Source organism: Shewanella glacialipiscicola (assembly GCF_023283485.1).
Lineage (GTDB): Bacteria > Pseudomonadota > Gammaproteobacteria > Enterobacterales > Shewanellaceae > Shewanella > Shewanella glacialipiscicola.
In genome coordinates this window covers 97,215-116,786 of the sequence record NZ_JAKILU010000007.1, presented here as the reverse complement: position 1 = coordinate 116,786, position 19,572 = coordinate 97,215, and the positions used below count along the sequence as shown (strand labels likewise).

The following is a 19,572-nucleotide window of genomic DNA, read 5'->3' as shown; positions in this document are numbered from 1 at the left end:
ATGCAACAAAGTAACTTAACTCCCTCGACGGCCAAACCTAGCCGTCTAGGTTGGTTCGACGATGTCCTATTGTTGGGCATTATGGCCGTATTAGCAGGCTGCGGCCTGATTTACGAATATCTTTTATCACACTATGCGGGACGCATTTTAGGCGCATTAGAAGCCGCCATCTATACCATGATTGGCTTAATGATCGTCTCCATGGGCTTAGGTGCTTTCGCCGCCCGCAAGATCCGTGATGCCTTTACTGGTTTTGTGATCTTAGAACTCACGGTTGCACTGTGTGGCTCGCTCGCTATTTTAATCACTGCGGCGGTCATTGGTTTTGGCCAACAACTACCGTTGATGATTGCTAACACCTTAGGCTTGCCGCCAGATCACTTGCCTGAAGGCGGCATGATAGGCACGCTGCAAAAACTCAGCGAATACTTGCCCTATGTGTGGGGCGTGTTACTGGGTTTGATGATCGGCATGGAAATCCCATTAATTGCACGGGTGCGTCAATCGCTTTCAGATGAACATTTACTGCATAATGCGGGGACGATTTATGGCGCCGATTATATTGGTGCTGGCATAGGTGCCGCCATTTGGGTTGGTTTTATGCTCGCCATTGATATCCAACTCGCTGCCGCCTTAACCGCTAGTTTTAACCTGCTGGCGGGTTTTGTATTTATCTGGCGTTTCTGGTCTAAAATCCATCGTGCAAAACTACTGTTGACTGGACATGTTATCGTCACGGGTGTCTTGTTAGTTCTAGCACTTCAAGGCCCGCACTGGGAACAGCACTTCAATAATCTGATCTATAAAGATAAAGTGGTATACTCAAAGGCTACACGCTTCCAGCAACTGACCTTTACCGAGCGGCTACGCGGCAATGGTCTCGCCCCCGTTTATAACTTATATATCAATGGTCGCTTGCAGTTTTCTAGCATAGACGAGCACATCTACCATGCGTTTCTCGTACATCCCACCCTTGCCGCCAGTGCGCGTCACAATAAGGTATTAATCATTGGCGGCGGTGACGGGCTCGGTCTCAAACAAGTGCTCCGTTGGCAGCCTGAGCAAGTTACACTTCTCGATCTTGATGTGGGTCTAGTGCAATTATTTAAATCGCCTGATACCGATATGCCTGAAAATCTCAGCCGCGCTATGCTCGCGCTCAACGGTAATGCACTCAACGATCCCCGCGTCACAGTGATCAACGATGACGCCTTTAATGGAGTCGACAAGCTGATTGCCACAGGCGTGAAATATGACGCCATTATTGTGGACTTACCGGATCCGAGCCATCCTGATCTTAACAAGCTGTATTCAGATTATTTCTACCGTAAATTAAAGGAACTTATCAGTAGTGATGGTGCTCTGACTGTACAGTCAACGTCGCCGTACCACGCTCCGAAGGCATTTATTTCGATTGCAAAAACCTTGGCCTTAGCGGGATTTAACGTAAAACAGTATCATCATAATGTACCCAGTTTTGGCGAATGGGGCTGGAGCATTGCCACCACAGACGGCCTTGATGCACAGCACAGGTTGGCCAAGCTGACTGAGCTGCCCATCAAAGATGACTGGCTCACCTTAGGCTTAGTGGATGGTGCTTTTGAATTTCCTGCAAACTTTTACCAAGATGCCGCTAAGATTAAGCCAAATGAATTGGGTTCGTTGCAACTGTATCACTACCATTTGCAAGATTGGTCCGAGAATCAAGGACTGAATCTTTTTTAATAGGATGCGATAGTGCTTGACATATTATGTCTCAGTGCTATCTTTGAACACAGACATAATATGTCAACAAGGACAAATATGAATATCCATACCATTGCCAACCACCTCAACAGTCTAGGCAACAACAGCCAAACAGGCTTCCAGTTTGATTGTTATCCAATTACTGGTGAAGTCGAAGTGTTGCAAGTGAATGTCGTTGGCCGTGAAGAAATCCCGGTATTTGTATCGGTAACGGACAATCAGATTTTGTGCATCAGCTATTTGTGGGGCGAGAACGAAGTAAACCAAGAGCGTCGCAGTGAAATGTTTGAAACTATGCTAGAGCTCAACATTCCAATGCCCTTGTCAGCCTTTGCAAAAATTGATGACAAATACGTGGTTTACGGTGCGCTATCACTTCAATCTAGCATGCTTGAAATTGAACAAGAATTAGCAGTTTTATCCGATAACTGTTTAGAAGTTATTGATGAAATGGTCGACTATCTTAAATAAGGAGCCACAAAATGGGCATTTTAAATAAAATTTTAACAGCGTTTCGCGGTGGTGCCACCGAAGTTGGCCAAAGTATCATTGATGCCAACTCAACCCGTATTTTTGAACAGGAAGTCCGTGACGCTGAAAAGCATTTAACCAATGCTAAACGTGAACTAACTGATGTGATGGCGAAAGAAATGCAAGCCAGCCGTGAAATTGATCGCCTAAAGCGTTCAATTGCCGAACACGAAAGTTATGTGACGCAGGCGCTCGATAAGGGTAATGAAGCATTAGCGATTGAAGTGGCTGAAAAAATTGCTATGTTAGATCAAGAGTTAGCAGAGCAACAAAGTGCTAACGACAGCTTTAGCGCCCATGCAGCACGCTTGAAAGATTTAGTGAAAAAGACCGAGCGCCAGCTATCTGATTATCAACGCCAGTTAAGCATGGTTAAAACCACTGAAAGCGTACAAAAGGCGACGGCAACCATTACTGACTCGTTCGCGTCTAGCAACTCTAAGTTGATGAACGCCAAGGATTCATTAGAGCGCATCAAGGCTCGTCAGCAACAGTTTGACGACCGCTTGAAAGCCGCAGAAACCTTAGCCGATGAAAATAGTGACAAATCGCTGCAATCTAAGCTAGCTGAAGCTGGCATTGGTGAACAGAAATCCAATGCAAATGCCGTGCTAGACCGAATTAAAGCACGTAAAAGCTAAGTTATGATTGACCGAATGCCGAGTTCTAGAGGGATAATCCCCTACTGAACTCGGCATTTTTTGTTTTATCTATAAAATAATGATTATCTTGCCCGTAAGTATTCGCAGCGAATCGATTTAAAGCCGCACCCGAGCAAGCATCACTATCGCATGCAAATCGCAGCAGGAGTCACGATGGGATTTTTCAATAGTATGTTTGGTAAAAAAGCGCCGCCACCACGCGAGCTCAATCACCCATCACAACTTAATGTGGGCGATATGATTACCCTCGATGATAGCTTTGCACTGCCGCCACAACTACGTGGCCAGCAATTACGGGTTGAAGCCGTCAATACCTATGAATCAGAGCGTAATCAACAGCCAGAGTGGTTACTTAAAGGTCATGGTCACGACACGCTGTTTTTAAGTATTGAAGAGGACGATGAAAGCTATCTTGCTTTTTCTATTAAGATTTCTCGCGCTCAAGTGGAGCAATTGTTCGCTCTCGAGCAGTTCAGTGCCATATTCGATGAACCCGGCCACGCCGAACTCACGACCCAAGCACTGCCTTCAGAGTTAGCAACGCAATTTGAACAGTGGCTTGGTAAACAGTACCATCAAGTCACTTTTGCCGGTTTTGGCTATTTCCATCGTCAGGATTATCGCGGCCAAAAGCCACCACAAGATGCTAATGGCGCCACGGGTGAACCCTTCGAGTATTATTTACTCCTCGATGACGATGAGAACCGAGCCGTCGAAGTTGAAGTTTATGAAGGTGGCGATACCGATGTCGTATTGACCTTATATCGCCCACTGACGGATATTCGCGATTACTGGCCTGCTAAATGATCTCAGAATAAGATAAAGTGCGGGCTCGCACTTTATCAATAATCCCAATACAATCTCACAGATAAGCGCGATAGAAACGATTGATAGCAATAGGTAATACGTTATGAGTAAAACCAAGCACGCTCTCCCTGAGCAATGGTTGAAAAACCAACAGGCCGCGAAAGCAACACAAGTGGCTTTCGATCTCGATGAAAAATTTCAATATTCGATTCGTAAAGCCGCATTAGATGCTGGCGTTAGCCCCTCCGATCAAATTCGCACTATTTTGGGCTTAACGGTCTCAAAACGCCCTTCTCGCCCACGCCTAACCGTATCACTCAACGCCGATGATTACGTTCAGCTAGCAGAAAAGTATGGTTTAAGTGCCGATTCACAACTCGAAATTAAACGTCGTGTACTTGATGACCTCGTCCATTTTGTTGATAAAGCCTAATACTCATATTCTGAACCTGTATGCGGGTCTTAAGTTAAACGCGCTGTGATAATAGGTATTCTCATCCATAAAAGTGCCCTTTAATTTACTAAGTCAATTTACTCACAGTCGAAAGTCTTTTACTTTAGTGATTCACCGCACTTAAACAGGAATCATGTTTGGCATGACAGATAAAACCCCATGGTCACTTCGCACCCTTGGCACGCCTTCCCCATTCGAAATGGCAATGATGATTTTATCTTTGCTGTCAGTGATTATTGTGCTCGTCATGACATTTGGCCGTCTGGATAGCGAAACCTACCGCTTACTCTTCTTTATTGACACCAGTATTTGCATGATTTTCATGCTTAACTTCTTTATCGGATTATTCCGCGCTCGTGATAAATTATTTTTTATTAAGCATCACTGGGTCGATTTTATTGCCAGCATCCCAGCAATAGAAGCACTGCGAATGGCGCGTTTGTTCCAAATTTTGCGGGTAATCCGCCTGATCCGCATGAGTCGCTCACTACTCTTACCGCTGATAAAACAACGCAAACAAGCCACCTTAGCCAGTTTATTGGTCGCTATGGTGACAATTTTAACCTTGGCCTCTGTCATTATACTCATCGTCGAAAGCGGCACTGAAGGGGCTAATATTCAAACCGCCGAGCAAGCGATTTGGTGGGCATTGGTCACCATCTCTACGGTCGGTTATGGCGACCATTATCCGGTGAGCACGGCTGGCCACATCATAGGCGGTGTAGTCATTGTCAGTGGCGTGAGTTTTTTCGGGGTTATTTCAGGCTATATGGCCTCAGTATTTGTTGCACCCGATGAAGCCGAACGTCAGGAGCGCCACGATGCAAGTAAAGCTGAACTCAAATCTGAGCTTGAATTAGCGTTAGCAAGAATGGAAGAAAACCAACTGAAGATGGAGCAAAACCAAACGCAAATGCTCGCCAAAATAACGGAGTTGCAGCTGAGTCTTGATAAAAAATCTAACCATTAATGCCGATAAAAAAAGGCCAACCCGTTATTGGATTAGGCCTGTATATCAAGCTATTACATTCAAACAACATTAACCGCTAAAGACTACCAATAAACAAGTTGTTGTAACGCGTTGTGGCGTGTTGACTCCATCGCAAACAGCAGGCTCTGCTGTTTATCATCAAGCCACTCATGTAAATCAATACCCAACTTGCAGCTCGCATGTTCTAAGGCGCTGTAACACGCTAAGGTTTTAATCCCTAGGGTTAAATCAAGCCAAGGGGCGCGAAACATATCCCGCGATTTAACATCGTACAGACTACCATAAGCCTGACCGACGAGAATGCTCTCATCAAGCACTGTAGACGCTTGTAAGTAATGTGTGCTCGTCATGGCAGTGTTACATGACATCACCTCAAATATTGCCTGCCAAGAAGCTTGTAGAGCACTATCAGCATGCTGGCGCAAACTTGGCGGCTTAATACTGCCAAGCTCACCCGCACTCACCTTAAGCAACTGTTCCACTGCCGCTAACTGTAACTGACCGTATTCAGGCTGCTGCCAAAGTGAGCTTAATTGTTCATCGAGCTTAATATTGTCTAAGTCAAACCGTAGCTGTTGTTTTAATTGACGGCTCTGCGACTGTCGATGAAACAGAAGGTACTGACTACCCAGTAACGCTGTTAACGCCTGCGCTGGTTCAATAAAATCGAGTTGCTTTTCAATCAACATGAATTGACTCAAAAGCCTTGCATCCAATAAAGCAAACTGACTTAGGGTAATGCGCAGTAAACGGATACAGGCGCGCATACGCCACCAGAGTGCAATACAGGCCTCTGGCTCATGCTCATGCTCATCTGCAATCATACTTTCTAATAATTGCCAGCGCTCAAGGGCGATTTCGAGTAATGTTTGACAGCTTGCGGTTAAATCGGGTGAGAGAGTCTCGTTGTGTTCGGCAAGCGGTAAAAATTCTAACGCGGTTAAGTGAAGCGGCGGAGCTTTACCGGCTAACCGATATCCTCGCTGCGCTTTACTGGCTTTACCTAAACGAACAGGCACAATACTCGCCACTTGAATGGCAAGCTTAAGTAAGGCTTCGGTATCGCCACTGAGCAGCTCGAATTCCAGTTCGCATAAAGCTTCTTGCTGACCATTGGCAGTGATTTCACCTATGTCTAAGGCGACTTCAACCAAACTATCATCTATATGAATATGCCAAGCGCGGCGATAAAAATCAGTATGGAAAATACAGCCCAATTGGACTTGAGTAGAAGCTAAATCGGCATTACTCGGCCAGATACTGCTGGGGAACAGGCTTAAATTTGGGCTATCCAATTGAATGGTCACATTATACTCAGGCCGAGAATGAATCCCCCCAATGACTTGTCCCGCAGTTTTTATGGTTTGTTCTCGATGTTCATCATCGCCACGCACTCTCAGTCCCATATCCCATTGGCGCAATTGCAGATCAGGCGTATCAAAGTAACCGTTTGTTAAACGACGCTGACCTTGAGGCACGCTATTATCGAGGCTATCTAACTTATTTATCAGGGATTGTTGATATTTTGGCAGGAAAAATAGTTTTAATTCAATCTCAGCATTCATTGCATAACCGCTCATTTTGTCATCAAATATTCATTGATACGTCATGTTTCGTTCATAATGTCACAAATGTGTCATAAAAATCCCGTAGGATTTGCTTTTGCAGTTGGTAGATAACCCGTTAGAATAACGCTGTGGTTTTTTCTTAAAAAACACAGTTTCAATATGCGGACGCTTAGGTTAACATGCGCCCGCTTTTTCCAATAATGGAACAATCTAAATAGGTAAACGGCAATGCCAGTAAACTCTATTTTGGGCGTGTTTGCAAAATCGCCAATTAAGCCCCTTCAAGAGCACATGGACAAAGTACACGATTGCGCATCGTTACTGGTCCCCTTTTTCGAAGCGACTCTCGCAGATGACTGGGACAGTGCAGTTCAATTACGTAAGCAAATTAGTTTAGCCGAGAAGCAAGCAGATTCACTAAAGCGTGAAATTCGCCTCACTCTGCCAAGCGGTTTGTTTATGCCTGTAGAACGTACCGATCTATTGGAACTATTAACCCAACAAGACAAAATCGCCAACAAGGCAAAAGATATTTCAGGCCGTGTTATCGGCCGTCAGTTGTTAATTCCTCAGATCATGCAAGTTCCTTTTATCGCTTACCTACAACGCTGTATCGATGCGGTTGCCCTTGCAAAACAAGTCATTAACGAACTCGAAGATCTACTCGAAACCGGTTTCCGTGGTCGTGAGCTCGACTTAGTGGCCAAAATGATCAACGAACTCGATATTATCGAAGAAGATACTGACGATCTACAAATTCAGTTACGCCGTCAGTTATTCGCTATGGAGTCGCAATTGAATCCTATCGATGTAATGTTCCTCTACAAAACGATTGAGTGGGTCGGTGGTCTTGCAGATCTTGCCGAACGCGTCGGTTCGCGTCTTGAGCTTATGCTGGCTCGCGTTTAATAAATTAAGGTTATCAAGGTATCAATATGGTTGATGCAGGTATTGAGGTGGCTAACGTCTTAGTCACTAATGGCCCGTGGCTTATTGCCATTGCGGCTGCATTTGGTTTTCTCATGGCATGGGGTATTGGCGCGAATGATGTCGCCAATGCGATGGGAACCTCTGTCGGTTCAAACGCAATTACAATTAAACAAGCGATTATTATCGCGATGATCTTTGAGTTTTCCGGTGCATTTTTAGCTGGGGGCGAAGTTACCAATACTATTCGCAGCGGTATTATTGATACGAGCTATTTCACTGCCACGCCTGAATTGCTGGTTTACGGCATGATAGGATCATTGTTGGCGGCTGGTATTTGGCTTGTAGTCGCATCAGCTCTAGGTTGGCCAGTATCAACTACTCACTCTATTGTCGGTGCCATTATTGGTTTCGCTGCCGTGGGTGTTGGCGCAGATTCAGTCTCATGGGATAAAGTGGGTGGGATTGTAGGTTCTTGGATCATAACCCCTGCTATTTCGGGCTTTATGGCATTCATCCTCTTCCAAAGCGTACAAAAACTTATCTTCAACACTGATGACCCTTTAAGTAATGCTAAGCGTTTTGTACCTTTCTATATGGCATTTGCTGGTTTCATCATGTCATTAATGACAATTATGAAAGGGTTGTCTCACGTTGGTCTGCATTTCTCTATTACCGAATCTTACCTACTCGCAGCTGCTATTGCCGCCGTAGTTGGCATCACAGGTAAAATTGCCATTTCACGCTTACAAATGAGCGATAAAGCAGATCGTCAAACACAGTTCAAAAACGTTGAAAAAGTGTTTGCGATCTTGATGGTACTGACAGCCTGTTGTATGGCTTTTGCCCATGGTTCAAACGATGTCGCAAATGCGATTGGCCCATTAGCTGCGGTTGTGGCTGTAGTGAATAGTGGTGGTGAAATAGCCGCTAAATCAGCTCTAGTCTGGTGGATTTTACCTTTAGGTGCAGTCGGTATTGTGATGGGTCTGGCTATTTTTGGTCAGCGTGTAATGCAAACTATCGGTAAAAACATCACTCACTTGACGCCAAGTCGTGGCTTTGCGGCAGAATTAGCTGCGGCAACCACTGTCGTTATCGCTTCAAGCACTGGTTTACCTATTTCGACCACACAAACCTTAGTGGGTGCGGTATTAGGTGTAGGTATGGCCCGTGGTATCGCAGCTATCAATATCGGTGTAGTACGTAATATTGTTGTCTCTTGGGTAGTGACTCTACCTGCAGGAGCAGGTTTATCTATTATTTTCTTCTTTATGATTAAAGGTGTCTTTAATTAATAAGTCTCGCAGGGGCGCTTATAACGAGTAAGTCATCCCCACACCGAGGGCAAGAAGATTGTCGAAAATCGTGCATTAAAGTGGAATATACATAGCATGGATGCAGTAAAGTAGAGGGAAGTCTATGACTTCCCTCTTGCATTACAGGCCTCAAATCCATAGCATGTGCAGACTATTTCGTTGATGAGAATACAAAAGTGTTTAGACTCCTTACTCTGGTAGGAATGATGTTACTGTCTTCCAACCTGCTGGCCGAAGGCCAATCCCGCTACATATCAGATAATGTGTTTCTTTATCTTCTAGGCGGCCCAGGTACTGAGTTTCGAATAGTAGGATCAATCGAAGCTGGGCAACCTGTGACACTGCTCAATGAAACTCAGGGCGATTATTCCAAAATAATCGATCATAAAAATCGCGAAGGCTGGGTGCAAACGAGCTTAATTAGTTCAACTCAAAGTTTTCGTGAACAGGTGCCAGCCTTAACCGCGGAATTAACCCAAGCTAAGGCTAAATTGACCGAAGTGTTAGGGTCAACGGATAACCACGCTGACGAAGTTACCGAGCTAAAAGCTAAGTTAACCGAGCTAGAAAGCAATCTAGCCACCACCACCCAAGAACGTGATAAGCTCAAAGTTGCCTTAGATCGCACCGCACAAGATGAACGTTTCGAATTATGGCGTCAAGGCGGATTAATTGCTGGTATGGGCTTGCTCGTAGGGATTATTTTAGTTTATTTACCTAGACCACAGCGTCGCAATAAAAAGCGCTGGATGTAGTCTAATACGCTTTTCTTTAGCCACTAAAGCCAGTGTTTTTAAACACTGGCTTTTTTGTCAACTCCGCATTACATCTGGCTATTAACAAACCAGTCAAACAAGCCTTACAATTACTCACACTATGGTGTTGTCCGTCACATTTTGGTTGTATAATCGGCGCGCGCAAACCTTCATATTGTATACAAAATACTAAATGCGTTTAGCGCCTCCCCATTTGTTTCAACAATAACGCCCTAAAAACGGCCAAGATGGAAGCGATTACTATGTTCAAAGCGAGTGAAGTGCTGGCAGGCCGCTACGATTCTGCCAATCTCGACGAACTGTTCCAAGCTGTCAGCGATAACTATATTGTCGACGAAGAACAATACTTGTCAGAGCTAATCAAACTAGTTCCCTCCAGTGATGAAACCATAGAGCGTGTCACTCGTCGCGCCCACGAACTGGTCAGTAAAGTTCGTCAATTCGATAAAAAAGGCTTAATGGTCGGTATAGACGCCTTTCTGCAACAGTACAGCTTAGAAACGCAGGAGGGGATTATCCTAATGTGTTTAGCCGAAGCGTTGTTACGTATTCCCGATGCAGCCACTGCAGATGCACTGATTGAAGATAAGCTTTCAGGGGCTAAGTGGGATGAGCACATGAGCAAGAGTGACTCAGTGCTGGTTAACGCATCAACTTGGGGGCTGATGCTCACAGGCAAAATCGTTAAGCTGGATAAAAAAATCGATGGTACCCCGAGCAACTTACTGAGCCGTTTAGTCAATCGCCTCGGCGAACCTGTGATCCGCCAAGCCATGATGGCTGCAATGAAAATCATGGGTAAGCAGTTCGTGTTAGGGCGCAATATGAAAGAAGCCCTTAAAAACAGCGAAGACAAACGTAAACTCGGTTATACCCACTCCTACGATATGCTCGGTGAAGCGGCATTAACCCGTAAAGATGCCGATAAATATTTTACCGATTACGCCAATGCCATCACTGAGCTGGGGGCGCAAAACTATAACGAAAATGAATCACCGCGACCAACTATCTCAATCAAACTATCAGCGTTGCATCCACGCTATGAAGTCGCGAATGAAGATCGCGTCTTAACTGAATTATATGACACCGTTATTCGCCTGATTAAATTAGCGCGCGGCTTAAATATCGGTATTTCTATCGATGCTGAAGAAGTCGATCGCCTCGAGTTGTCACTGAAACTGTTCCAAAAACTGTTTAATTCAGAAGCGGCAAAAGGCTGGGGATTACTCGGCATTGTGGTTCAAGCTTACTCTAAGCGTGCCCTGCCCGTACTGGTTTGGTTAACTCGTCTTGCGAAAGAGCAAGGGGACGAAATTCCCTTACGTCTGGTAAAAGGCGCCTATTGGGATAGCGAACTTAAATGGGCCCAACAATCTGGCGAAGCCGCTTACCCACTTTACACTCGCAAAGCCGGTACTGACGTTTCTTACCTTGCTTGCGCCCGTTACCTGTTATCGGATGCGACCAGCGGCGCTATATACCCACAGTTTGCTAGCCACAATGCGCAAACCGTTGCTGCGATTGCAGATATGGCGGGCGAACGTCACCATGAGTTCCAACGCTTACACGGTATGGGGCAAGAGTTGTACGACACCATTTTGTCAGAAGCGGGCGCCAAATCGGTACGTATTTATGCGCCCATCGGTGCCCATAAAGATCTACTGCCCTACTTAGTGCGTCGTCTGCTAGAGAATGGTGCTAACACCTCGTTCGTCCACAAATTGGTTGACCCAAAAACCCCAATCGAGTCATTAGTGGTACACCCGCTAACAACGCTTATGGGCTATAAAACCCTGGCTAACAAAAAAATCGTTTTGCCTGCCGATATATTTGGTAGCGATCGCAAAAACTCCAAGGGACTCAATATGAACATCATTTCCGAATCTGAGCCATTTTTCGCCGCATTAGAGCAGTTTAAAGATACCCAATGGCAAGCAGGTACTCTGGTTAACGGTAAAACCTTAACTGGCGAGTACAAGACCGTTGTTAGTCCATACGACACCACTCAAACCGTAGGTCAAGTGGCCTTTGCTGACGATGCTGCCATAGAGTTAGCACTGGCGTCTGCTGACGCGGCATTTGCTTCGTGGACGCGTACGCCTGTAGAAATTCGCGCCTCTGCGCTGCAAAAATTAGCTGATTTATTAGAAGAAAACCGCGAAGAGTTAATTGTCCTTTGTACCCGTGAAGCGGGCAAGAGTATTCAAGATGGTATCGATGAAGTGCGTGAAGCCGTTGATTTCTGTCGTTACTACGCCATACAAGCCAAGAAGATGATGGCAAAACCTGAACTGCTTCCAGGCCCAACGGGTGAATTAAACGAACTGTTCCTCCAAGGCCGCGGTGTATTCGTGTGCATTAGCCCATGGAACTTCCCACTAGCTATTTTCTTAGGCCAAGTTTCTGCGGCGTTAGCGGCAGGCAATACCGTTATTGCTAAACCTGCGGAGCAAACCTCAATTATTGGTTACCGTGCGGTGCAGCTGGCTCACCAAGCCGGTATTCCTGTTGAAGTACTGCAATTCTTACCAGGTACTGGCGCCACTGTGGGTAGCGCGATTACAGCGGATGAACGTATCGGTGGCGTGTGCTTTACGGGTTCCACTGGCACGGCAAAACTGATTAACCGCACACTCGCCAACCGTGATGGCGCGATTATTCCTTTAATTGCTGAAACTGGCGGCCAAAATGCCATGGTAGTGGACTCTACCTCGCAACCTGAGCAAGTGGTTAACGATGTGGTGTCATCGTCATTCACTAGTGCGGGTCAACGCTGCTCGGCGCTGCGAGTGCTCTTCTTGCAAGAAGATATCGCCGATCGCGTTATTGAAGTATTGCAAGGCGCGATGGACGAATTAGTCATTGGTAACCCAAGTTCAGTTAAAACTGACGTGGGCCCTGTGATTGACGCCACCGCAAAAGCCAACTTAGATGCGCATATCGACCATATCAAGCAAGTCGGTAAGCTTATCAAGCAAATGCCGCTGCCTGCGGGCACTGAAAACGGCCATTTTGTATCACCTACGGCGGTTGAAATCGATTCGATTAAAGTACTTGAGAAAGAACACTTCGGCCCAATCCTGCACGTTATTCGCTACAAGGCGGCAGAACTTAGCCAAGTGATTAATGAAATCAATAGCACAGGCTTTGGTTTAACGCTGGGCATTCATAGCCGTAACGAAGGCCATGCATTAGAAGTCGCGGATAAAGTGAATGTAGGTAACGTGTATATTAACCGTAACCAAATCGGCGCAGTGGTTGGCGTACAACCTTTTGGTGGCCAAGGTTTGTCAGGCACTGGTCCTAAAGCCGGTGGTCCGCACTACTTAACCCGTTTTGTGACCGAAAAGACTCGCACTAACAACATCACCGCCATCGGTGGTAATGCGACCTTGCTATCATTGGGTGACGGTGACGAATAAACTCACTGCATCATTGTCTTAAGTAGTCACGATATTTCTTGATATCGCCCTTAAATATTGTGACGCTCTAAGCCTAAGCAAATAAAAAACTAAGCCAACAAAAAGCCAGACTTTCGTCTGGCTTTTTTATTTATGATATCAATTACATAAGCTGTTACTAGGGTCAGAACAAGGCACATACCGACTATTTCGTTGTCCTTATAAATTAACATTAAGCCATCACATATCGGTCATTAATACCGGCTGACCAAAACCTTTGAGTTCGGCATGGGATGATGCAAAATATTGCTGCCAAAACTGCTTTAACGGCAACATGACTTGGCCACCACGAAATCCTTTTGACGTTGCCGGAACCCAGCCTGCACCTAGAACATAAATATCTGCCTGCTTAAAATCACTGAGCATATTAGCTTTAGTAATTTTTTGCATTTCTTGCTCAGGAGCAATAACTTTTAAGGCATTTTTACTGTAAAAGCTGGTGACATCCGAGTTCTCAACCATATCAGAGACCAATAACAACACTCGTCGCCCTTCGTTATCAGCTGCCACTTGCGGCGCTATTACTTGCGAAAGGTTGCTGAGGATTTCCGTTTTGGGTAAATCCACATCATCAGCTTTAAAAGCATGTTTGATATGAGCATCAATTTTACTCTTAACAAACTGAGCCTGTTTATTCATGCAGCTATCAAAGGTCATCAAGTTTTTCTTTGAAACATCATCTCTATCAGCAATGTTGGTGTCCAATCGGCCACTAAACAAGACATCGGTATAATAATCTTTCACATAAGCACTAAAGCTGATGATGGTGATTTTGTCGCCTGGCTGAAGAAAAAGGTGCACCTTTTCATGTACTGATTGTTTGATATTAAGATCAGGGGAAAAGGTGCCATCGATTGCCACAAATAAGTGCCGCCCTGGGACTGATGTCGCGGTACTGGGATCAATTTTGGCAAACTCGTAGCAACTTTTAATGTCATTTCGCTCGGCAGCGATGAGCGGTAAGCTCGCAGAAATAGCGAAAGACCCCAATAGGCCACCGATAACGAACTTAGCGAGCTTTGTCACGCATGCCATTAACTTAATTCTCCCAGCAACTCTTTGCGTAAACGATCGCGCATCTGCTCTTCCGTTTCAGCCACCTTTGGTAGTGGCGCCATTTCAGCAAGCAATTCTTGGCGAATACGCTGCTCAGCTTGCTCAGGTGTTTCTACTTGAGCTGCGGCTTTAGCTTCTGCTGCTTGCTTTGCAGCTGCATCGGCAATCAACTCAGCTTTAAGTCTGGCTTCCATTTGTTCTGGCGACTCAGTGACAACATCGTCTACCACTTTGACCACAGCGACTTTTTCTGCCGCAGCAGGTGCATTTTTCAGCGCCTGATGACTGGCTAACGTTTGGTGTTCGCGTAAACGTACCGATTGATCATAGCGATTTTCGGCATTGCCTAAATCTTCCATATACATCAAGAATGAACGATCGCCGCACGCTTCTAATACTTGCAACACTTTAGGATCTTGGCAGTTAATCTCAGCCTTTTGATTCATTCTTTGTTGTAAGTTGGTTAAGCGTTTTTGCGCCACACGTGCAACTTGCTGCTTTAAGCGTGAATAATGCGTCTTAAACTCACGCTCACTCTTAAAGTTACCGATTTCTTTACGGGCATCTTTAGAGTGCTTACCTGCAAATCCGGTTTTAAAACCAATCAAAATACCGAAAATTTGTAACAGTACAAACAGGAATGCCAAGAAGATGAAGGTTCCCCAACCACCTTTCTGTTCACGTTCCCAAATATCACCACCGGCTTTATCGTCGGCACTTTTCGCTTCTGCCACTAAAAATGTGGGCGGCGCTTCAGCGTAGGGATCTTGAGTTTGATACATTTCACCAGAAGTTTTTATCAACACTTCGTCAATGTGCATTTTTTCAAGCACTTGACCACGAACATACGTCGCCAACACTGCAATGACAATAATCGCAATCGCGGTAACCGCCGTGATGAAATAACGGGGTTTAACTTCAGCATTTGTAGAAATCCGATTAATGACTTGTTTGTATTGCGGCTCGTCATCATCGTCAAAGGTTTTATCTAAATTAATGCGGGTATTAGGCGCGAGTTCTGGGGTGGCTTTATCACGATTTTTAGCATTTTTCCACCATACCTTCGCCTTTTTAATCAGCGAGTTGGCATGTAATTCATGCCCAGTAAAATGGGTTAAACCAACCAGTAAAACTGAAATGATAAAAGCAATACCCACAGCACCTTGCTGTTGCAACTTTTCTGATGCGCCAGGGATAGTGAAACCAGACAGCACATAGCTAAATCCCATCGCCTCCACAAAAACCAAGGCGGCGATCAGGACCCAACCTAAAATGTGTAAGTTATTACGACCGTTTTCAGTCACTTTACCCAAGTAATCTTGGCTTTTACTAAACAATTCTTCGTCTTTATTTACTTTTTCATAATGAGCAGCAAAGTCGGTACACAGCGCGACTTCAGTGTTCAGCCAATCTTTATCGTAAATCTTAACTTGGGTTTCATAATCTTTCGCTAGGCGACTTTCCTTACCGATCAATGGGAAGGCATACCACATATTGAGCCACCAAAAGCTCACTTTATCCCACCAAAGGGTCATCACGACCACTAAGACCATTAAAGAAAGTAACAGCGACACTAACGCGCGATACTCGTTAAACAGCGTAGACACCAAATCCATTTCTAACTCCTAAGCGCGTTTCTTATAACAATTTTGGTTCAAAATCGGCTTCATAAACCGCTTTATTCTTCTCGTAATACAGTTTGCCGGCAATCGCAGCAGCTGAACGATCAATGGGCATCACTAAATCCATGCAGCGCACTGGCGAGTCTTTCTCACTTGTAAACACTCGATATAACAAACCTTTATCGCCATAATAAGTTTCTACATGACTAGTCAGTTGATAATTAGGCGCGTCTTTGCTTGAACCTTTATAATTCTTCCAAATATTTACCTTGGGTGCAGAGACCGCTGTGCCACTGTCTTTAATGACAGCCACCGGTGTTAAACCAATATAATGGCCGTTAACCTTACTCACCCAAACCGTCCCGTTCATGCCGGGTAAGTAATCTGCGGTGTTATAATCATTACGATTGTAGCTCTCACCCGTAGATAAACTCTTCACATCACCCGTCACCCGAGGCCCTTCTACGGCGCAGTTTAAACTGGATATTTCTGACGCATAGGCCTTGCTGAATAATGCAAAACCGCTCTCTTTTTTAACTCCCACTAATTGGGCAAAGTTAGTCGAGGCGTCTGCCATTTTTTTGCCACCAAAATCAACGAGGGCTTGTTGCTGCTTTACGGGCTCAAGTAATTTCACGATTTCTGACGGCGTCATTTCGATTGATGCAGACTCTGCGGTCGATGAGCTTGGGGCTGGAGTAGTTTGAGCGGTTTCTTTTGTCGGTTGAACCGTAGCCACTTTATCCTGCGAACGGCGGGATAAATAACTCAGATTCGTTTTTTGCTTATAGGAGTAAGCCAATAATTGATCCGGTTTACCCTCAATTTCAACAATCTCAACGCGGCGATTTTTAGCCTTACCCGCATCATCACTGTTGACGGCAACCGGTTGTGATTCGCCCGCACCTTGGAAGAATAATCGTTCTGTCGGAATACCCGCTTGATTAAAAAGCGTTGCGACATAGCGCGCTCTTGCTTCGCTGAGTTCCTGATTTAGCGCCTCTCCACCACTGGCATCTGTGTGCCCAGTAATCAAGATATTTTGTTTAGAATCTTTATAAATAGCAGCGAGTTTTTGAAACTTTTGTTTAGCCGTTGCCGTGGCTTCAGCGGATCCCGAAGCAAACATCACCTCATTACTCGAAACGGTCGCAGCCATACCCACAACTTGATAATCAGCATACTTTTGCTGCTCATCCTTAGACATAGTCTGCTCAGGAGAACTAATCAACAGGCTGCTTTGTTGCGTATCACTGTCCTGTGAAGCACTAATTGAAGTGAATTGAATATCGAGGTTTTCAGTTTTGGCTAATTGTTCTAACGCTTCACGTTTCTTCTGAAAATCATAACCGACGGTACAACCTATCGCCGCGCCTGCAGCGCCGCCATAAACCATGCCTTTCTTCCCACCCAAATAATTACCAATCAGTACGCCTAAACCTGTACCAACGGCGCAACCAATAACGGTTTCTTTATTATTTTCGACAGATTGAGTGATTGCACAACTACTGAGCGATAATACGCCAGCAATGGCTAGCGATATGGATTTGAAATTGAACGTCATCGTCATCCCTAACTTTTTTAAAATTCAAACGGAATTCTATACATAAAATAAGTTAGGGATTAGAGTGAATTAGCCTTAAAAAGTCAATCTAAAGTTGACAATTATGTAATCAAAACATTAATTAAAGCTGCAATTTGTAAGTAATTTTCTACCTAAAATAGCTTTAATGACCGATGCCTAAGCGTTTGCAAAACAGTTTAATGTGAACTCTTAAACACTATCAAAAAAAATTATCCAAGGTCGTCGTTTCTCTGTTGCGCCGACTCTTTCAAACAGCCCATAATTAGCACCTGACGCTGTTCTCGTTTTATCTCATGTTAATTTTACTAAGGTTGCTATGACATTTTCGCTGTTAGATATTTCTGCATTGATGTGGTTTATCGTTTCTTGGGCTGGCTATACCGCCTTTGCCCGTATTAAGGCGAAAGATACTGATTGTATTGCCCGTGGCCTGAATAAGCATAGAATTTATTGGATGCTTGAGGTAATGACCCGTAATGTGCGTGTTGGTGATGCTGCGCTACTGGCCAACCTTGAACGAAATATTGCTTTTTTTGCCTCAACAACCCTATTTGTTCTCGCGGGTGTGCTGACTTTATTTGCCCAAGTTGAACGGTTAGAGAGCGTGATATCGACGATTCCTTTCGCTGCACCACCCAATCATTCACTGGTGCAAGTCAAACTTGCCCTATTAGTTGGCATCTTTGTGATGGCCTTCTTTCAGTTTACTTGGTCAATGCGCCAATATGGATTTGTGAATGTCATGATTGGCGCGGGGCCATTAGACAGCGATGGCTCAAACGATAATCTCAAAGCCTACGCCAGACAAATGGCAACGGTACAAGATCAAGCCGCACACTCCTATAACTATGGGTTGCGAGCCTATTATTTCTCGATGGCGGTATTGTGCTGGTTTGTACACCCAATATTGTTTATCTCAGCGAGTTTATTTGTGGTGGCAACTTTATATCGCCGCGAGTTCAAGTCCCGCGCGGTTACTGCTATTACAGCAGCACAAGGCTACTTACTGGTAGAAAGCCAAATAAGAGGAGACTCGCACGATCATCATAGCTAATTAAATTCGCTAATTAGCGCGTGTTCAAGGTTTTCATTATTGTCCTATACTGCTGTTACCGTAACGAAATGATAGGAAAGCCCAATGAATGAGAACTTACTGACCTTAGATGAAGTATGCAAAATGCTCGATAAGACACCAGCAACGATCAAACGCTTTGCGCGGGAAAGCTTACTATCGAGTGTGCAAGAAGGTGACGAATTAAAATTCAACGAAGCTGAAGTAAAACGTTACCTTTCATTTTCGCAACGCTTAGGTTAATTGTTAATATCTGGCCGTATAACAGCCTGATATTTATGCGAATATATAAGTATTACGAATATATCAGCAATATGACTACTTAGTTAACAAGCCCCAATCATCTTGGGGCAATATCATTTTTTAAGCCCGTTGGTCTTCAAAGCTTGAGAGAGTTGTCGGTAGGATAAAAGCTCCCGCTGCGCTTCACATAAACCTAATTCGGTAGCTAGTTGCAGTAATTGCGCTTCAAACTCAGGCAGCAGGGCTTCATCATCGGTCATAATCGCCAGCTCAGCAAAATCCCCTAGCCCATCGAGATTGTCCAGTGTTAGATGAAATTTACCGAGAAAATAAATACTACGGCGCTTTTTGATTTCAAGTACACACTCGTAACCTAAGGTATGCAGCATACTCTTAGCCTTAGTCGCATCTGTGATATTAACTGCTTCACAGCGGTCTTTTTCAGGGCCTTTGACTATCCACAACATAATGCCCGATGGCTGCATCTCACGGATACACAAACTCTTATGCTCGCTTATCAGTGAGTGTGACGCTAAATCAAAGTAACAGTCATGCTCTAGATTATCTTCGAGCATGACCTCGGGGTTTCTTGTTTGCAAAACCGCAAAAAAGGCATCTCGATCTAGTAAGCGATATTTAAGCTCAACCTCAAATTTACCACTAAAGTGGGCATTAATTTGAGGGGCAAAGGCGACTGGCATTGCAGGGTTCATCGACACGGTTCCAGTTTTAATATGCAAAATATAGCGTGA

At 44.7% G+C, this 19,572-nt stretch carries 17 protein-coding genes; 12 read left to right on the top strand and 5 right to left on the bottom strand.

Annotated features, from left to right (window positions below):
• The 6 genes from L2717_RS08120 (at position 1) to L2717_RS08095 (ending at position 5,170) form a co-directional block, all read left to right on the top strand.
• Positions 1-1,725: a polyamine aminopropyltransferase gene (locus tag L2717_RS08120; protein WP_220772561.1), complete on the top strand. Its 1,725-nt coding sequence runs from the start codon at positions 1-3 to the stop codon at positions 1,723-1,725.
• 78 nt (positions 1,726-1,803) lie between these two features.
• Positions 1,804-2,217 carry a YjfI family protein gene (locus tag L2717_RS08115; protein ID WP_076497768.1) on the top strand — a complete coding sequence of 138 codons (414 nt, stop codon included), beginning with the start codon at positions 1,804-1,806 and terminating at the stop codon, positions 2,215-2,217.
• 11 nt (positions 2,218-2,228) lie between these two features.
• Complete coding sequence (locus L2717_RS08110; protein WP_220772562.1) at positions 2,229-2,918, top strand: PspA/IM30 family protein; 690 nt, start codon at positions 2,229-2,231, stop codon at positions 2,916-2,918.
• A gap of 174 nt (positions 2,919-3,092) precedes the next feature.
• A complete protein-coding gene (locus tag L2717_RS08105; RefSeq protein ID WP_220772563.1) occupies positions 3,093-3,746 on the top strand; it encodes a DUF4178 domain-containing protein in 654 nt (217 codons plus the stop codon).
• Between the two features lie 103 nt (positions 3,747-3,849).
• Positions 3,850-4,179: a hypothetical protein gene (locus tag L2717_RS08100; RefSeq protein ID WP_076497774.1), complete on the top strand. Its 330-nt coding sequence runs from the start codon at positions 3,850-3,852 to the stop codon at positions 4,177-4,179.
• Positions 4,180-4,342: 163 nt separating this feature from the next.
• Positions 4,343-5,170 carry an ion transporter gene (locus L2717_RS08095; protein WP_220772564.1) on the top strand — a complete coding sequence of 276 codons (828 nt, stop codon included), beginning with the start codon at positions 4,343-4,345 and terminating at the stop codon, positions 5,168-5,170.
• Positions 5,171-5,253: 83 nt separating this feature from the next.
• Here the strand turns inward: L2717_RS08095 and L2717_RS08090 are convergent, their stop codons facing one another.
• On the bottom strand, positions 5,254-6,756 hold the full coding sequence (locus L2717_RS08090) for a CYTH domain-containing protein (RefSeq protein WP_220772587.1): 1,503 nt from the start codon (positions 6,754-6,756) through the stop codon (positions 5,254-5,256).
• Between the two features lie 231 nt (positions 6,757-6,987).
• Between L2717_RS08090 and L2717_RS08085 the strand changes: the two genes are divergently transcribed.
• The 4 genes from L2717_RS08085 (at position 6,988) to putA (ending at position 13,203) form a co-directional block, all read left to right on the top strand.
• On the top strand, positions 6,988-7,668 hold the full coding sequence (locus tag L2717_RS08085; RefSeq protein ID WP_220772565.1) for a TIGR00153 family protein: 681 nt from the start codon (positions 6,988-6,990) through the stop codon (positions 7,666-7,668).
• A 26-nt stretch (positions 7,669-7,694) separates the two neighbouring features.
• Positions 7,695-8,984 (top strand): inorganic phosphate transporter, encoded by a 1,290-nt coding sequence (locus L2717_RS08080; RefSeq protein ID WP_220772566.1) that lies wholly within the window; start codon positions 7,695-7,697, stop codon positions 8,982-8,984.
• Positions 8,985-9,211: 227 nt separating this feature from the next.
• Positions 9,212-9,760, top strand: coding sequence for a TIGR04211 family SH3 domain-containing protein (locus L2717_RS08075; RefSeq protein ID WP_220772588.1), 549 nt, complete (start codon positions 9,212-9,214; stop codon positions 9,758-9,760).
• A 248-nt stretch (positions 9,761-10,008) separates the two neighbouring features.
• Positions 10,009-13,203 carry a bifunctional proline dehydrogenase/L-glutamate gamma-semialdehyde dehydrogenase PutA gene (gene putA / locus L2717_RS08070; RefSeq protein WP_220772567.1) on the top strand — a complete coding sequence of 1,065 codons (3,195 nt, stop codon included), beginning with the start codon at positions 10,009-10,011 and terminating at the stop codon, positions 13,201-13,203.
• 219 nt (positions 13,204-13,422) lie between these two features.
• Here putA and L2717_RS08065 read toward each other — a convergent pair whose 3' ends face one another.
• From L2717_RS08065 to L2717_RS08055, 3 genes are read right to left on the bottom strand one after another with little or no spacing between them, the layout of a single operon-like run.
• A complete protein-coding gene (locus tag L2717_RS08065; protein WP_220772568.1) occupies positions 13,423-14,277 on the bottom strand; it encodes a hypothetical protein in 855 nt (284 codons plus the stop codon).
• A complete protein-coding gene (locus L2717_RS08060) occupies positions 14,277-15,914 on the bottom strand; it encodes a hypothetical protein (RefSeq protein ID WP_220772569.1) in 1,638 nt (545 codons plus the stop codon). The genes L2717_RS08065 and L2717_RS08060 overlap by 1 nt, the downstream gene beginning before the upstream one ends.
• 22 nt (positions 15,915-15,936) lie before the next feature.
• Positions 15,937-17,484, bottom strand: a complete 1,548-nt coding sequence (locus L2717_RS08055) for an OmpA family protein (RefSeq protein WP_220772570.1) — start codon at positions 17,482-17,484, stop codon at positions 15,937-15,939.
• 337 nt (positions 17,485-17,821) lie between these two features.
• Here L2717_RS08055 and L2717_RS08050 point away from each other — a divergent pair, with 337 nt between their 5' ends.
• Both L2717_RS08050 and L2717_RS08045 read left to right on the top strand, forming a co-directional pair.
• Positions 17,822-18,559 carry a DUF599 domain-containing protein gene (locus L2717_RS08050; protein ID WP_248938023.1) on the top strand — a complete coding sequence of 246 codons (738 nt, stop codon included), beginning with the start codon at positions 17,822-17,824 and terminating at the stop codon, positions 18,557-18,559.
• A gap of 84 nt (positions 18,560-18,643) precedes the next feature.
• Positions 18,644-18,820 carry a helix-turn-helix domain-containing protein gene (locus L2717_RS08045; protein WP_220772572.1) on the top strand — a complete coding sequence of 59 codons (177 nt, stop codon included), beginning with the start codon at positions 18,644-18,646 and terminating at the stop codon, positions 18,818-18,820.
• A gap of 113 nt (positions 18,821-18,933) precedes the next feature.
• Here the strand turns inward: L2717_RS08045 and L2717_RS08040 are convergent, their stop codons facing one another.
• The gene (locus L2717_RS08040; RefSeq protein ID WP_220772573.1) at positions 18,934-19,533 is read right to left on the bottom strand and encodes a class IV adenylate cyclase; all 600 of its coding nucleotides are present in this window, start codon (positions 19,531-19,533) and stop codon (positions 18,934-18,936) included.
• Between the last annotated feature and the right edge of the window lie 39 nt (positions 19,534-19,572).

Excerpts from the sequence above, each read along its gene's own strand:
- L2717_RS08100 (WP_076497774.1), top strand. The coding sequence starts at position 3,850 with ATGAGTAAAACCAAGCACGCTCTCCCTGAGCAATGGTTGAAAAACCAA.
- L2717_RS08045 (WP_220772572.1), top strand. The coding sequence starts at position 18,644 with ATGAATGAGAACTTACTGACCTTAGATGAAGTATGCAAAATGCTCGAT.
- L2717_RS08040 (WP_220772573.1), bottom strand. The coding sequence starts at position 19,533 with ATGAACCCTGCAATGCCAGTCGCCTTTGCCCCTCAAATTAATGCCCAC.
- L2717_RS08080 (WP_220772566.1), top strand. The coding sequence starts at position 7,695 with ATGGTTGATGCAGGTATTGAGGTGGCTAACGTCTTAGTCACTAATGGC.
- L2717_RS08055 (WP_220772570.1), bottom strand. The coding sequence starts at position 17,484 with ATGACGTTCAATTTCAAATCCATATCGCTAGCCATTGCTGGCGTATTA.
- L2717_RS08060 (WP_220772569.1), bottom strand. The coding sequence starts at position 15,914 with ATGGATTTGGTGTCTACGCTGTTTAACGAGTATCGCGCGTTAGTGTCG.
- L2717_RS08085 (WP_220772565.1), top strand. The coding sequence starts at position 6,988 with ATGCCAGTAAACTCTATTTTGGGCGTGTTTGCAAAATCGCCAATTAAG.
- L2717_RS08105 (WP_220772563.1), top strand. The coding sequence starts at position 3,093 with ATGGGATTTTTCAATAGTATGTTTGGTAAAAAAGCGCCGCCACCACGC.
- L2717_RS08050 (WP_248938023.1), top strand. The coding sequence starts at position 17,822 with ATGACATTTTCGCTGTTAGATATTTCTGCATTGATGTGGTTTATCGTT.
- L2717_RS08095 (WP_220772564.1), top strand. The coding sequence starts at position 4,343 with ATGACAGATAAAACCCCATGGTCACTTCGCACCCTTGGCACGCCTTCC.
- L2717_RS08075 (WP_220772588.1), top strand. The coding sequence starts at position 9,212 with ATGTTACTGTCTTCCAACCTGCTGGCCGAAGGCCAATCCCGCTACATA.
- L2717_RS08120 (WP_220772561.1), top strand. The coding sequence starts at position 1 with ATGCAACAAAGTAACTTAACTCCCTCGACGGCCAAACCTAGCCGTCTA.
- L2717_RS08110 (WP_220772562.1), top strand. The coding sequence starts at position 2,229 with ATGGGCATTTTAAATAAAATTTTAACAGCGTTTCGCGGTGGTGCCACC.
- putA (WP_220772567.1), top strand. The coding sequence starts at position 10,009 with ATGGAAGCGATTACTATGTTCAAAGCGAGTGAAGTGCTGGCAGGCCGC.
- L2717_RS08090 (WP_220772587.1), bottom strand. The coding sequence starts at position 6,756 with ATGAATGCTGAGATTGAATTAAAACTATTTTTCCTGCCAAAATATCAA.
- L2717_RS08115 (WP_076497768.1), top strand. The coding sequence starts at position 1,804 with ATGAATATCCATACCATTGCCAACCACCTCAACAGTCTAGGCAACAAC.
- L2717_RS08065 (WP_220772568.1), bottom strand. The coding sequence starts at position 14,277 with ATGGCATGCGTGACAAAGCTCGCTAAGTTCGTTATCGGTGGCCTATTG.